Source organism: Acidimicrobiales bacterium (assembly GCA_035316325.1).
Taxonomy (GTDB): domain Bacteria; phylum Actinomycetota; class Acidimicrobiia; order Acidimicrobiales; family VFJN01; genus DASXTK01.
In genome coordinates this window covers 1-11859 of record DATHJB010000129.1, presented here as the reverse complement: position 1 = coordinate 11859, position 11859 = coordinate 1, and the positions used below count along the sequence as shown (strand labels likewise).

Below are 11859 nucleotides of genomic sequence, written 5' to 3'. Positions count from 1 at the left end.
CCGGCGTCGAGCTGGTGTCGGTGACGCAGCCGTTCCTCGACACCACGACCCCCCTCGGGCGTGGCGTCCTGGCGCTCATCGCCTCCCTCGCAGAGCAGGAGTCCGCGAACATCTCGGCCCGTGTCAAGCGCTCGCACCGCTACCAGGCCGCCAACGGGAAGCGCCACACCGGGGGGTGGCGGACGTTCGGCTACTCCTGCCCCGGCGTGGACCCCGAGGGCTGCACCGTCGAGGGCTGCCCGCACGACGGGGAGAGCGTCATCGAGGCCGAGGCGGTGATCATCAAGGAGGCCGCCCAGCGGGTCCTGGGCGGTGAGTCGCTGTGGTCGATCTGCACCGACCTCAACGCCCGGGGCGTGAAGACCACCGCCGTCGGGAAGGTGCGCCGGGTGCGGGACGCCCCGCCCGACCCGGTGACCGGCGAGTACCCGAGCTACACCGTCACGGGCGAGTGGCAGTCGCGCACGCTCTCGGCCCTGCTCCGCAACCCGGTCCTCGCCGGGGTCGTGCAGCACAACGGCGACCGGCACCCCGGCACCTGGGAGGCGGTCATCTCGGAGAACGAGCACGACGCGGTCGTCCAGGCGCTGACGACCCGGCCGGCGACCCGCAAGCTCGGGGACCGGCACCTCCTGACGGGCCTGGTCCGCTGCGGCCTCTGCGACAACCCGTTGAAGTACATGGTCATGAAGAACAACACCAACGGGACGAAGTTCCCGCGCTACCAGTGCGTCAAGCAGCCGGGGCACCAGCACTGTGGCGGGATCGCCGTCACCATGCGCTCGACGGACGAGCACGTGGCCCGCGAGCTGGTCGACTTCCTCGCCGCCGTCCGGCTGCGCCCCCTCGACCACGAGGACGACGTGGGCGACCTGGAGCGGCAGCTCACCGACGCTCAGGAGCGCCTGACCGCGCTCGTCCAGGCCCGGTTCGTCCACGGCACGCTGTCGGCCGACGACTACGAGACGGCCCGGGTCCACCTGCAAGAGCTGATCGAGACGACGGAGCTGCGCCTCACGGCCGCCCGGAAGTCGCAGGACGCCCAGGCCGCCGGGCTGCCCCTCGGGGACCGGGCCGCCCTGGCGGCGTGGTGGGAGGCCGCCGACGTGGAGGACCGCAGGACGGCGCTCCGGCAGGCGTTCTCGAGGGTGACCATCCACCCGGCGCAGCGCCGCGGCGGCAACAAGTTCGACGCCAGCCGAGTGGACATCCGGTGGAACTGGGACCGGTTCATCCGCCGGGCCGAGCGGGCCACCCCGACCGAGGCCGACGAGGCAGCCGACCGCGACGAGCGGTTCATCGAGGGGATCTACGCCGAGGGCGTCGAGCAGCTAGAGGCCGAGCGGGCCGGCTAGGGCCGGACGATCAAGCGGTCGAGCTGGTTGCAGCGTGAGAGGACCCCGTCGACCTCGACGAGGGCATCGTGGGCGGCCGCGACCTGCCGCTCGACCTGGGCGCGCCGCTCGGACGAGCCCGTGGTCACCGTGACGTCGCCTTGGGCCATGCCGAACCACTGCTCCGGGGCGCTCTTCCACGCGCTCCGCACGTGCACCAGCAGGTGGTCGAGCCGGTCCCGCAGCACGCGGTCGTGGAGCTGGCCGCGGAGGTCCTGCAGCCGGACCTCCAGCGTCGACCGGCTGTTGAACAGGAACTCCGACTTGACGAGCTCGCCGCGGTCCCTGATCTCGTGGAGCGTGGTCCGCGCCTCGGCGACCAGCTCGCGGACCCGGTCGGTCCCGAAGGCTCGCCAGCGCAGGGCCGCCTGCCACAGCACGAACAGGCCACCGGCGACGCCGACGAGCGGCACCAGGGTGGACAGCATCGCCGTACATGATCGCGCACCGCTCGGCTGACCAGACGCACCCGGCCACGCACGTCTGGTTGGGCGGTTCTGGGGGCCTAGGTCAAGCGAGGCTTGATCGCCACCGGTCCCGTGGGTGTTCAGGCCCACGGAGCCGTTGCGGCCCGTCTGCGGGGCGCTATCCTCCTCGCCCTGGCCCCTTAGTTCCACGTGCCAGCCCCGCCCTTTGGGCAGCGACCAGCGTGGCGCACACCAACGACTGAACCGGAAGACCGGAGTCGTGGTGGCGCCGCATGGCCTGGTGAAGACGGGACCCCACGGCGTCACCACGCTCCTCGACTAGCGGAGGAGCTAGTGGTGACTATCGAAACCGAGGCGGCTGAGGCCGTCCAGCCCGACGACGAGCGGCCGCCCCTGACGGTGGACGAGGCCATGGACACCGCCCGGGGCATCCTCGCCCGGCTCTGCGGCACGCAGTGGACGTACGGCATCACGGCCGTGAGCCTGCCCTACCCCGACACCTACGTGGTTGTCGCGACGATCACGGACTTCGACGGCGACCAGCACGAGGTGACGGTCGCCGTCGACGAGGGCAGCACGCAGACGGTGCGGCTCGACGGCGGCTTCGCCGTCAACTACTGATGGGTGTCGACGCGGGGCACGTCCAGCACGACCCCGCCCTCAACCGGTACACCGTGCGCTACGCCGTCACGGTCGACGGCGAGGCCAGGACGGTGGAGGTATCGCTGCTGCACGCCTTGGCGACGGCGGCGTTCGACTTCCCCCACCAGCTCGGCCACCACGTCGAGATCGACGTGCGCAGCGTCGAGCTGGTCGAGGGCGACCGGTGACCGGCCCGGCCCAGCGGCCGATCGAGGACGCGCTCGCCATCGCCGGCAGCGCGGCCGAGACGGTCCAGCGGGCGCTGACCGCCGTCGTGGTGGAGGTCAGCTTCACCGTGGGCACCACCTCCGGCCCGGAGCTGTGGCGCGTGCGGCGGCTGGCCAACGGCGACACGTTCGTCCGGTTCGACGGCGATCCCGTCGACCTCGACGCCTAGGAGAACGGTCACGGCCCCGGGGAGCGGAGGCGCCCCGGGGCCGGACCTTCACCTTCTGAGCCTGCGGACCAAGCGGTGCTCGTGCAAGATCGTACCACCCCGACGAGCTGTAGTTTCAATCGTCATTGATCGAGATTACGGTGAACCATATGACCGACGTGGATACGACACTCCATCGGGAGCGCGGCCGACCGCCGGGCACCCACACCCGTAAGTACGACGGGAAGGTGATGGCCACCGTCCCGCTCGACCTCCGGGACCAGCTCGTCCGGCAGGCCCGACAGGAGGGCACCACCCTCGCGACCCTGGTCCGCCGGGCGCTGTACCGCGAGCACGGGTACGAGGAGCGGACAGCGTGACCCGCCCGAAGGTCCGGTGGCAGTGGGTCACCGTCGACTTCCAGCCCGCCCCGACCGGCTGGCGGGTGCTGTTCTCCGTCGAGGAGCACGGCGCCAGCGTGCCCATCGACTCGGCGGTACCGCCCACCGGCCTGTGCTCCGAGGTCGTGTCCGTCGCTGGCTGGCTGGTCCAGGTTGAGCAGGCGTACGACCGGGCCACCGAAACGGTGGCGCACGTGGAGGGACCCGAGGACCGCGCCCGCCGGGTCGTCCCCGGCGTCTGCGTCGACGGCGACGCCTTCGGCTACGAGGTCACGGCCGTGGACGAGTACGAGTGCAGCAACGTCCACTTCGTCACGGTGCTGGCGCCGAGTCAACCGGACCCCGAGGGCGACGCGCTCAACCGGCTGCTCGTGGACGCCGCCAACCGGCGTCGGCGGCACCTCGCCGTCGTGCGAGCAGCCACCGACGAGGCGCAACAGGGCAGCGAACGACCGGCGGGTTGACCGACAACGGAGCGGGGCCGCCCCCGAGGAAGGGCGACCCCGAAACACCAACGATTGCTGAACCACCACCAGACGAGCCGAAAGGTAGTGACGTGAACGATCTTACCACGAGGCGACCGCCCGGGGACCCCCCGCCGGGCTGGTACGAGGGCGCCGACCTCTGCGAGCGCTGCCGTGCCGCCGTGGGCGTCGAGCTGGTCGGCCACGTCGACCCGTTCGAGCTGGGCAGCACCAACGGGGACTTCCAGGTCTGGCTGTGCGACCGGTGCTTCGCCCGGGACGTCGCCGTGCTCGCCCGGTACCTGCGCGTCGAGCCCGACCCGGCGGCCATCGAGGAGCGGTTGAACCTCCTCGGCTGGTTCTGGCCGGCGAACCCGCTCCCGCCCGACGAGGCCGACGAGTGGCAGCGGTCGATCAACGAGCAGCGAGCGGCGTTCCGCCGCGAGCACGAGGGGGCACTGACGTGACCGACGACGGGTACGACCTGGAGCGGCGGATCCAGGAGGAGGCCGAGAAGCTGCGGCGGGACCCGCGGGGCTTCGAGCGGGACCCTTCGGGCGGCGAGAGCGAGGACCCGGGCGGCACGCTGCGCGTCCGCCGAGTGCGGGACGACGGGGCGCCGGTGAGCGAGAACGGCGGTGGCGGCGACGTAGACCTCGTCGCGGCCCTGAGCGAGGCGGGCGTGCCCCTCGGCCAGCCCGAGCGCTTCGGCCACACCGACGACGGCAACGCCCGGCGGCTCGCGCACTACTTCGGCCGGGACGTGCGCTACGTCCCCGAGCTGGACCGGTGGTACGTCTGGGACGACAAGCGGTGGCAGCACGCGACACCCGGGCACCTCCTCGCCCTGGCCCGACAGGTGGCCGACCGGATCGACACCGAGACGATCGCGCTCCCCGACGACCTGCGCGAGGCGCACCGGAAGTGGGCGACCACGAGCCACAACGACGCCCGGCTCGCGGCGCTGGTCAAGGTCGCCCGGGGCGTCCGCGAGCTGTGGGCCGACGCCCGAGCGTTCGACGCGGACCCGTACCTCCTCAACTGCCTGAACGGCGTGGTCGACGTCCGCACCCGGCAGCGGCACGACCACGACCGCTCGCTGCTGCTCACGAAGCTGGTGCCCCACCGGTACGTGCCCGACGCCGAGGCGCCGACCTGGCGGGGGCTGGTCGCCCGGACCTTCCAGCAGGCCGACGAGGACGACGGGGACCAGACGACGCCGTACGCGCTCAAGCTGCTCGGCTACTCGGCGGTCGTGGGCGCCAACCCCGAGCAGGTGGTCGTGTTCGTCGTCGGCGAGCCGGACACCGGCAAGACCCAGGTGATCGAGGTGCCGGCCGCGGTGCTGGGACCGGACTACGCGCACAAGGCCAAGACGGAGCTGATCGCCCGTGTCCGCGGCGGCCACCACTCGTCGGAGCGCCTGAGCCTCGTGGGCCGGCGCTACGTCTACGTGTCCGAGACGAACTCGACCTACAACCTGGACGAGGCCGTCGTGAAGGAGCTGACCGGCGACCGCGAGGTCACGACCTACACCCTGTACGCCGGGGTCGAGCGGAGCGCCCCGGTGACGTGGACGATCTGGCTCGCGACGAACGAGTTCCCGAACGTCCTGGAGTGGGACGGCGGCATCCAGCGCCGGGTGCTGGTCCTGCCGGCGGGGCCGCCGCTGCCGAGGACGGAGCAGGACCGGTTCCTCCAGGAACGGGTCCTGCGCGACGAGGCGGAGGGCGTGCTCGCCGCCCTGGTCGAGGGCGCCCACGCCTGGTGGGTGGACCTCCAAGCGGCGCAGGCGGACGCCGCCCGGCAGAGCACGGGCCTCGCGCCCAGCCCGGCCGTCGCGAAGGCCACGGCCGACTACGCCCGCTCGCAGGACGTGTACGCCCGCTTCTGCGCGGAGTGGCTGGAGGTCGGGGCAGACCTCAGCGTGCCGATGAAGACCACCTACGACCGGTTCCAGCGGTGGCGGGGTCGGGGCGAGACCGGTGGGCGCCGGCAGCTCTACGCGGCGATCCGCAAGCTCCCGGGCGTCACCTCCGAGGACGGTCGGGTGTTCCAGGGAGTCGGGCTGCGGCCCGAGACGATCAGCGAGGCCCACGAGCGGGTCGTCGGTCGGCTGCTGCCCGGCGTCGAGTAGGCCCCAGTCGTGCAGTTCGACAGTTTGAACATTGATGTTTGGAAACTCTCTATAGAGATCCTCGTATAGGAGTTTCCTAACATCAATGTCTGAACTGTCGAACTGCACGAGTCAACTGGCCGACACAACCTATCGGTGACCACCCTACGGACACCTCAACTAGCCAGCACGTTGGCCACTGGTTCCAGCACGCCTCGCGGGCCACCCAGCCGACCATCTCGCACTCGGTGGCCAGCAAATGTGCTGGCCAGCACGACGGCCAGCACGCCGCATTGCTGGCCAGCACTCGGCCGTTACACCTTTCACCTAGCGCCAGCACGCGCTGATTGAAAGTTGTCGGTGCCAGTAAACAAGCTACTTCTTTCAACTAACCGTCACGCTCGTGGTCACGCACTGTCTTGCGGTTATCGCCTATAAGTAGAATTAGGACGTGCTAGTTCTACCAACAAAGGACGGGGTGACATGGGGCAGCGAGCGGCGATCTGGGTACGCGTCTCGACCGACGAGCAGGACGTGGAGAACCAGCTTCGGGACCTGCGCTCGTGGGCGGAGCACCGGGGCCTGGATGTCGTCCAGACCTACGAGCTGGAGGACACCAGCGCCTGGACCGGCGCGCACCGTGAGCGCTTGAACGAGGCCCTGGAGGACGCCCGCCACGGGGAGTACGAGGTCCTGCTCGTGTGGGCACTCGATCGGCTGTCTCGTGAGGGCATCGAGCCCATGCTCAAGGTCATGCGCCAGTTCCGCGAGCGGGGCGTCCTCGTGCTGTCGCACAGCGAGTCCTGGACCGACGGCCCGCCCGAGTTCCAGGAGCTGCTGACCGCGTTCTTCGCCTGGGTCGCGCAGCAGGAGTCCGCACGCTTGAGCAAGCGCATCAAGGCGGGCCTGGCCAAGAAGGCCGCTCGTGGTGAGCGTATCGGTCGCCAGCCCGGAGCGAAGGACGCCAAGCCGCGGAAGAAGAGCGGCTACTACCAGCGGTGGGAGCGCGAGCGCGCGACGAAGCCGAGTTGAGGCAAATCTCCGCTACCCGGATTCGACGGCGACCCGGCTTCGCCGGTGGTGGTATCGCGATGATCGAGCCGCCCACCGCCAACACCTTTCACTAGGTCACCACCGGCAGATCAGGAGTATCTACGGCGGAACCGTCAGGATCTAATAGGTCCATGGCGACCGCCCGACCGCTCCGCCGGCACAAGGTGGCCACCCACCTCGACGACGCCGAGCTGGCCGCCCTGGACGCCGCCGTCGCCCGGCAGCACACGACCCGCTCGGACCTCGCCCGCCGCCTGGTCCTCGACGGGATCGAGGAGTGCTGCGACCTCTTCGACGCCGAGCGCTCGCCCGACCTGGCCCGGCAGCTCCACGCCGCCCGGGTCCGCGGGGGTGCTCCGTGACCGCCGTCCAGGCCGCCGGGGCCTACACCCACGGCGACGGCTTCGTGGCCGACTTCCCCGAGGCCTCCCGCTGCACCGCCAGCCGCCGCGGCTCTACCGAGCGCTGCCGCAGGCCCGCCCTCTACGGGAGCGGGGTCTGCGCCCTCCACGGCGCGGGCGCCCCCCAGGTCCGGGCCGCGCAGGCCAGCCGCTGGCTCCGGGAGCAGTTCGACCGGCCCGACAGCCAGCTCGCGCGGTGGCACCGGGAGCTGTGCGAGGGCGCCCCGGTCGACCCGTACCGCGCCCTGGCGGAGCTGAACACCGCCGCGCACTGGCAGGTGCAGGTGCTCGCCTCCCAGCTCACCGACGCCGACTACCGCGGCCCGACCCCGGCCTTCCTCGCCTACGAGCGGATGCTCGACCGGGCCGCCCGGGTGGCGCGGCACTGCGCCGACGTGCAGGTCAGCGAGCGCTACCTGAACCTGGCCGAGCTGCAGGGCGCCACGACCTACCACCTCCTCACCGCCGCCTTCCGGGCCGTCCCGTCGATCACGCCCGACCAGCAGCGCGAGTTCGGCGCCGCCCTTCGCTCGGCCTTCGAGGAGGCCCGGCGCGGCGGTGCCCTGGAGGCCACCGGCCGGCTCGCCACCCCCGGCCAGCTCGACAGCCAGCTCCCGATCCGCGGAGCGACCCCCTAGGAGGCCCCCTGATGTCCCAGTCCGCCCCCGCCCCGCCGCCCGTCCACTACGAGGCCGTCACCCTGGACGCCCGCGACCGCCTCTACGGCCCCACCCAGCGCCGCTACGCCTTCGGCGCGCCGCCCGTCGGCGGCCGGTGGTACACCCTGGCCGAGCACCGCCGAGCGGCTGCCGCAGCGAAGCTGCCCCGCATCCGGCCCGCTCCCGTCGGAGTCCCACCAACGCCCGGCCCGCCGCCCCCGGAGGAGGTGCTCGGCCGGTGACCAACCCCTACGACGTCGACCCCGACACGCCCGGCCTCCGGCCCGCCGACCGGGTGCGCCTGGCGCGCCTGGACGGACTGCCGGCCTCGTTCGTCGCCAAGCTGGCCGAGAGCTACGGCCTGTGCCCCGACGGCACGCCGCTCTGCTCCCAGCCCAAGCGCCGCCGGGTCGTCCTGGCCAACCCGACCGCCGCCGAGCGCCGGTTCCTCGCGGAGGGACCGCCGCCCCCGCCGACCACCCCCGTAGCGGCCCGCCGGGTCACCCTGGCCGCCGTTCGGCAGCGGCGCCCCGACCTGGCCGACGCCCTCGTCGCCTCGGGGCTGCGCACCCGCCCCGTGGACCCCCGGCGCCGCCCGACCTGGAACGGCGGCCACACCTTCCACGACCTCGTCGCCAACGGGGGCCGGCTGCCGTGAACCCCCGCGCCCGCTCGCCACAGCTCGCCGCCCTCGCAGACCACCTCGCGGACCCCTACGACGCCGACCCTCCCGAGGGCGTCCGCACGCGGTACGGGCCGCAGGGTGCCGAGTTCTGGGACCACATGGCCGACCTGATGGAGTACCGGCCGAAGCGGCCGACCGCCCCCGTCCTCGACGTGCCGTTCGAGCCGGAGCTGCGCCCCGGCGAGCGAGCGGGGCCGTCGCTGGTGGAGCTGGCCCAGGCCCGCTCACCCGGCACGCTCCACCCGTACGTGGGCGACACGATCGACCGGCAGGAGGCCCAGCGCGCCGAGCGGGCCGAGCGGTTCCCCGGCTGGCCCTGGAACGAGGGCGGTGGGGTGGTCCATGTCTACAGCTGACGACGCCCGCCCCGAGCTGCGGACGGTCGAGTTCACCCCGGCGCCGCGCTCCCTGCTCGACCTGGAGCTGGCCGAGATCGAGACGGCCGCCGAGCTGTCCGTCCTGCTCGACTACCTCCGACACAGCCAGCGCAACGTCGAGGCGTGGGCCTCTCGCGCCCAGGACGGCCTCTCGCCCGCCCGCCGGGGCGAGCTGGCGTTCGTCATCGAGTACGGCCGCCGGGTCATCGAGTGGGCCGAGGCCGAGCTGGCCCGCTACGAGGGCGACCAGCGTGGTGGCGACGACAACTGACGTCGCCACCCTCGTGGCCGGCGAGGTCGGCCGCACCCTGGACCGCCTCGCCCCTCCGTGGCCGCTGCGCCCCCCGGTGCCGCCCCCGCTGCGGGTCCAGGTCTACCGCTACGCGTGCATCAACGGCTGGACGACGGCGCACGCCGAGCCCAACCGGAACGACCCCGGCGACCAGCGGGGCCACTGCCCGACGTGCGGCAACGGGCCGTGCCGGCTCGACGGCCGGCTCTGCCGGCGGTGCCGGCGCCAGCGCCGGCTGCCGGTGAAGGTGCTGGCGTGACCGGTGCCGACCTCTCCTCCTTCACCGGCCTCGAACCGCGCCCCGCCTGGTTCGACCACGCCCGGTGCCGGGAGCCGGCGTGGCGGGACACGTTCCACGAGCTGATGTCGCTCACGCCGAGCCGGTCCGTCCGCCGGATGCGCCTCGTGTCGTTCGCCCGGTGGGGCTGCGCCACCTGCCCGGTGCAGCCCCACTGCCGGGCCTGGGCGCTCGGGGAGCTGTCGGTGTCGCAGGACCGCCTCTTGGGCGTGATCGCCGGCTCGACGGTGCAGGAGCTGCGCCAAGAGGTGAAGGCTGCCCGCGCCGGGTAGGCCCACTGCCGCATACCCGGGACACCTACCGCGGGGAGCCTCGCTTGACCTACGGGCCGATGCGGCAAAGAGAAAGCCCCTCGGCCGGTAGACCGAGGGGCTTCGGGGTCGGGTGTGGTCAGGGTCGCCGGATCGGTGGCAGCAGCGCCGGGTCCACGACCACCTCGCCCTCGCTACGGTACTTCTCGCCGATGAGCGCCAGCACCGCCCCCGGCGGGACCTCCGCCGTGAACACGAACGCCGGACCCAGCACGGCGAAGCGGTCGGCAAACCACCGTGCTCGCTCGCGGTCCGTCGTCCACGACATGCCCCGCCGCCGCCCCCACGTGGCCCCGCGGTAGGCGGTCAGTGGCTCGGTCGGCGGTGGGCCGCCGTCGTCGCTGACGATCCCCGCCATGCGGAAGAGGTGGACCCAGGTCGCCACCCCCAGGCTCTGCGCTGGCCACTCGGCCCCGGTCCACACGTCCGCGAGTACCTTGTGGAGGTCGTCGGACGTGAGGCGGCCGTTGATGAACCAGCTCTGCAGCAGCCTCGGGCCGTTGGCTCGACCGGCCCGGAGGACGGTCTTCGTGAACCCCTCGGCCCCGTCAGGGTGGCCCTCGGCCACCGCCGCCTCGTAGGCACCCTGGTTGATGGCGTGGGCGATGGCCTCCGGGTCGCCCGTCTCGATGGCGGCCCGGAGGTCGGCCAGGATCAGCTCGTCGGGGGCGCTCACCGCCCCGAGCCTCCCACGTCGAGGCCGTCGAGGCGGGCGAGGTACCGCCGGACGACCTCGTGCAGCTCGTCCCGGCTGGCCGCGCGCTCGGCCTCGTGCCGGAACTCCAGGGCGGCGCCGAGGCCGTACGTGTCCTCGATGGCGTCGGCCACCCGGCAGGTGACTTCGTGCCGGTCGAGCTGCCGGTCGGTGGCGCCGGTCACGCCGCCTCCTCGGGCTCCGCCCGGTGCCGGCCACCGCAGCAGCTGGCTCGGCCGTCGGTGTGGGCCGTCGCCTCGTGCACCCACCCGAGCGTGGGGTGCCGGCGGACGCCCCACCCGCACCAGCGGCAGGTCACGCCTGCCCCCAGCCCGGCGGCACGTAGTTGAACGCGGTGCAGTCGCACCGGGTGCAGGACACCCCGTTCTCGTCGCCCTGGTGGTCCGGCCACAGGTGGCCGCAGTCGGCGCACCGGTGGTCGGCCGGCACCTCGAACTCGTCGGGGTCACCCTCGGCGGTGGCGGCGGAGGCGGGGCACTCGGTCGTGCCGGTCGCCTCGTGGACGAAGCCCCGGTGGCCGTGCTCGGTCTGGCCGAACGTGACGGGGTGCCCGCAGTGCTGGCAGGTGCTCACCGGCCGACGACCTTCGTGCCCTGCTGGCTGAGCGTGTAGGTGCGGGTCTTGCCCTGGCCGGTGACCGACAGCAGCGGCGAGAAGCTGCGGTCGGAGTGGCGCCCCTCGGCCATGCGGCGGAAGGCCCAGTCCGACAGGCCGGGGACCTTGGTCAGGACCTGCGCCTTGGTCAGTGGCCCGTGCTCGGCCAGCAGCTCCACGAGCTGCGCGTCGTGCCGGGCCAGCTTGTCGGAGAGGCCGAGGGCGGCCAGCTTCTCGGCGACCCCGGTGAGCGGGGAGGCCGGGGCCTCGGGCCGGGCGGCGGCCTTCTTGGTCGCCGCCGCCTTCTTGGCCGGGGCCTTCTTGGCGGTGGCCTTCGCCAGTGCCTTGGTGTTCTCCGGCGTGGCCTCTGGGACCGGGGTGCCCAGGTCGCTCGGCTTGGCCGGCGACCCCGTCGTGACGACGTGCCAGTCGCCCTGCTCGTTCTTCGCGGCCAGGCCCTCGGTCGCCAGCACGGTCAGGGCCTTCCGGGTGGTCGCCGGGCTGAGGCCCGATGCGTTCGCCAGGGCGGCCGTGCTGCGAGGCGTCGCCCCGAGCTGGTCCTGCACCTTCGTGATCGTCGCCGCTGCGGGTTGATTGGTCTTTGCCATCTGTCCTGTCCTCTCGGTCTCATCGTCACCACTATGCGTGGCGAG

The 11859-nt window shown here is 72.6% G+C and carries 22 protein-coding genes; 17 read left to right on the top strand and 5 right to left on the bottom strand.

The features are described 5' to 3' along the window. Window positions 1-1355, top strand: a 1355-nt coding sequence (locus VK611_17120; GenBank protein ID HMG43056.1) for a recombinase family protein, incomplete at its 5' end; no start/stop codon positions are given. Here VK611_17120 and VK611_17115 read toward each other — a convergent pair. Next, window positions 1352-1822, bottom strand: a complete 471-nt coding sequence (locus VK611_17115; protein ID HMG43055.1) for a hypothetical protein — start codon at window positions 1820-1822, stop codon at window positions 1352-1354. The two genes, VK611_17120 and VK611_17115, sit on opposite strands and share 4 nt — an antisense overlap. Window positions 1823-2158: 336 nt before the next feature. On the opposite strand from VK611_17115, the gene VK611_17110 reads away from it, so the two are divergent. The 16 genes from VK611_17110 (at window position 2159) to VK611_17035 (ending at window position 9858) form a co-directional block, all read left to right on the top strand. Then, on the top strand, window positions 2159-2443 hold the full coding sequence (locus VK611_17110) for a hypothetical protein (GenBank protein ID HMG43054.1): 285 nt from the start codon (window positions 2159-2161) through the stop codon (window positions 2441-2443). Further along, entirely contained in the window at window positions 2443-2652 is a 210-nt protein-coding gene (locus VK611_17105) for a hypothetical protein (GenBank protein HMG43053.1), read from the top strand. Before VK611_17110 ends, VK611_17105 begins: the two co-directional genes overlap by 1 nt. Beyond that, window positions 2649-2861: a hypothetical protein gene (locus VK611_17100; protein HMG43052.1), complete on the top strand. Its 213-nt coding sequence runs from the start codon at window positions 2649-2651 to the stop codon at window positions 2859-2861. The genes VK611_17105 and VK611_17100 overlap by 4 nt, the downstream gene beginning before the upstream one ends. A 149-nt stretch (window positions 2862-3010) precedes the next feature. Then, window positions 3011-3220: a hypothetical protein gene (locus tag VK611_17095; GenBank protein ID HMG43051.1), complete on the top strand. Its 210-nt coding sequence runs from the start codon at window positions 3011-3013 to the stop codon at window positions 3218-3220. Beyond that, window positions 3217-3705, top strand: a complete 489-nt coding sequence (locus VK611_17090; protein HMG43050.1) for a hypothetical protein — start codon at window positions 3217-3219, stop codon at window positions 3703-3705. Before VK611_17095 ends, VK611_17090 begins: the two co-directional genes overlap by 4 nt. A gap of 92 nt (window positions 3706-3797) precedes the next feature. Beyond that, on the top strand, window positions 3798-4172 hold the full coding sequence (locus tag VK611_17085; protein HMG43049.1) for a hypothetical protein: 375 nt from the start codon (window positions 3798-3800) through the stop codon (window positions 4170-4172). Beyond that, window positions 4169-5842, top strand: a complete 1674-nt coding sequence (locus VK611_17080) for a phage/plasmid primase, P4 family (protein HMG43048.1) — start codon at window positions 4169-4171, stop codon at window positions 5840-5842. The genes VK611_17085 and VK611_17080 overlap by 4 nt, the downstream gene beginning before the upstream one ends. Before the next feature lie 462 nt (window positions 5843-6304). Further along, entirely contained in the window at window positions 6305-6853 is a 549-nt protein-coding gene (locus tag VK611_17075) for a recombinase family protein (protein HMG43047.1), read from the top strand. Between the two features lie 152 nt (window positions 6854-7005). Next, window positions 7006-7236: a hypothetical protein gene (locus VK611_17070; GenBank protein HMG43046.1), complete on the top strand. Its 231-nt coding sequence runs from the start codon at window positions 7006-7008 to the stop codon at window positions 7234-7236. Next, window positions 7233-7913, top strand: a complete 681-nt coding sequence (locus VK611_17065) for a hypothetical protein (GenBank protein ID HMG43045.1) — start codon at window positions 7233-7235, stop codon at window positions 7911-7913. Before VK611_17070 ends, VK611_17065 begins: the two co-directional genes overlap by 4 nt. Before the next feature lie 11 nt (window positions 7914-7924). Then, complete coding sequence (locus VK611_17060) at window positions 7925-8176, top strand: hypothetical protein (protein HMG43044.1); 252 nt, start codon at window positions 7925-7927, stop codon at window positions 8174-8176. Then, window positions 8173-8592, top strand: coding sequence for a hypothetical protein (locus VK611_17055; GenBank protein HMG43043.1), 420 nt, complete (start codon window positions 8173-8175; stop codon window positions 8590-8592). The genes VK611_17060 and VK611_17055 overlap by 4 nt, the downstream gene beginning before the upstream one ends. Then, complete coding sequence (locus VK611_17050) at window positions 8589-8975, top strand: hypothetical protein (protein ID HMG43042.1); 387 nt, start codon at window positions 8589-8591, stop codon at window positions 8973-8975. The genes VK611_17055 and VK611_17050 overlap by 4 nt, the downstream gene beginning before the upstream one ends. Continuing rightward, window positions 8962-9267, top strand: coding sequence for a hypothetical protein (locus VK611_17045; protein ID HMG43041.1), 306 nt, complete (start codon window positions 8962-8964; stop codon window positions 9265-9267). Before VK611_17050 ends, VK611_17045 begins: the two co-directional genes overlap by 14 nt. Beyond that, the gene (locus VK611_17040; GenBank protein HMG43040.1) at window positions 9251-9547 is read left to right on the top strand and encodes a hypothetical protein; all 297 of its coding nucleotides are present in this window, start codon (window positions 9251-9253) and stop codon (window positions 9545-9547) included. Before VK611_17045 ends, VK611_17040 begins: the two co-directional genes overlap by 17 nt. After that, window positions 9544-9858 carry a WhiB family transcriptional regulator gene (locus tag VK611_17035; GenBank protein ID HMG43039.1) on the top strand — a complete coding sequence of 105 codons (315 nt, stop codon included), beginning with the start codon at window positions 9544-9546 and terminating at the stop codon, window positions 9856-9858. Before VK611_17040 ends, VK611_17035 begins: the two co-directional genes overlap by 4 nt. A gap of 118 nt (window positions 9859-9976) precedes the next feature. Here the strand turns inward: VK611_17035 and VK611_17030 are convergent, their stop codons facing one another. From VK611_17030 to VK611_17015, 4 genes are all read right to left on the bottom strand, one after another. Further along, window positions 9977-10573 carry a hypothetical protein gene (locus tag VK611_17030; protein ID HMG43038.1) on the bottom strand — a complete coding sequence of 199 codons (597 nt, stop codon included), beginning with the start codon at window positions 10571-10573 and terminating at the stop codon, window positions 9977-9979. Next, the gene (locus VK611_17025) at window positions 10570-10776 is read right to left on the bottom strand and encodes a hypothetical protein (protein HMG43037.1); all 207 of its coding nucleotides are present in this window, start codon (window positions 10774-10776) and stop codon (window positions 10570-10572) included. Before VK611_17025 ends, VK611_17030 begins: the two co-directional genes overlap by 4 nt. Window positions 10777-10906: 130 nt before the next feature. Continuing rightward, window positions 10907-11185, bottom strand: a complete 279-nt coding sequence (locus VK611_17020) for a hypothetical protein (protein HMG43036.1) — start codon at window positions 11183-11185, stop codon at window positions 10907-10909. After that, window positions 11182-11814 carry a hypothetical protein gene (locus VK611_17015; protein HMG43035.1) on the bottom strand — a complete coding sequence of 211 codons (633 nt, stop codon included), beginning with the start codon at window positions 11812-11814 and terminating at the stop codon, window positions 11182-11184. The genes VK611_17020 and VK611_17015 overlap by 4 nt, the downstream gene beginning before the upstream one ends. Between the last annotated feature and the right edge of the window lie 45 nt (window positions 11815-11859).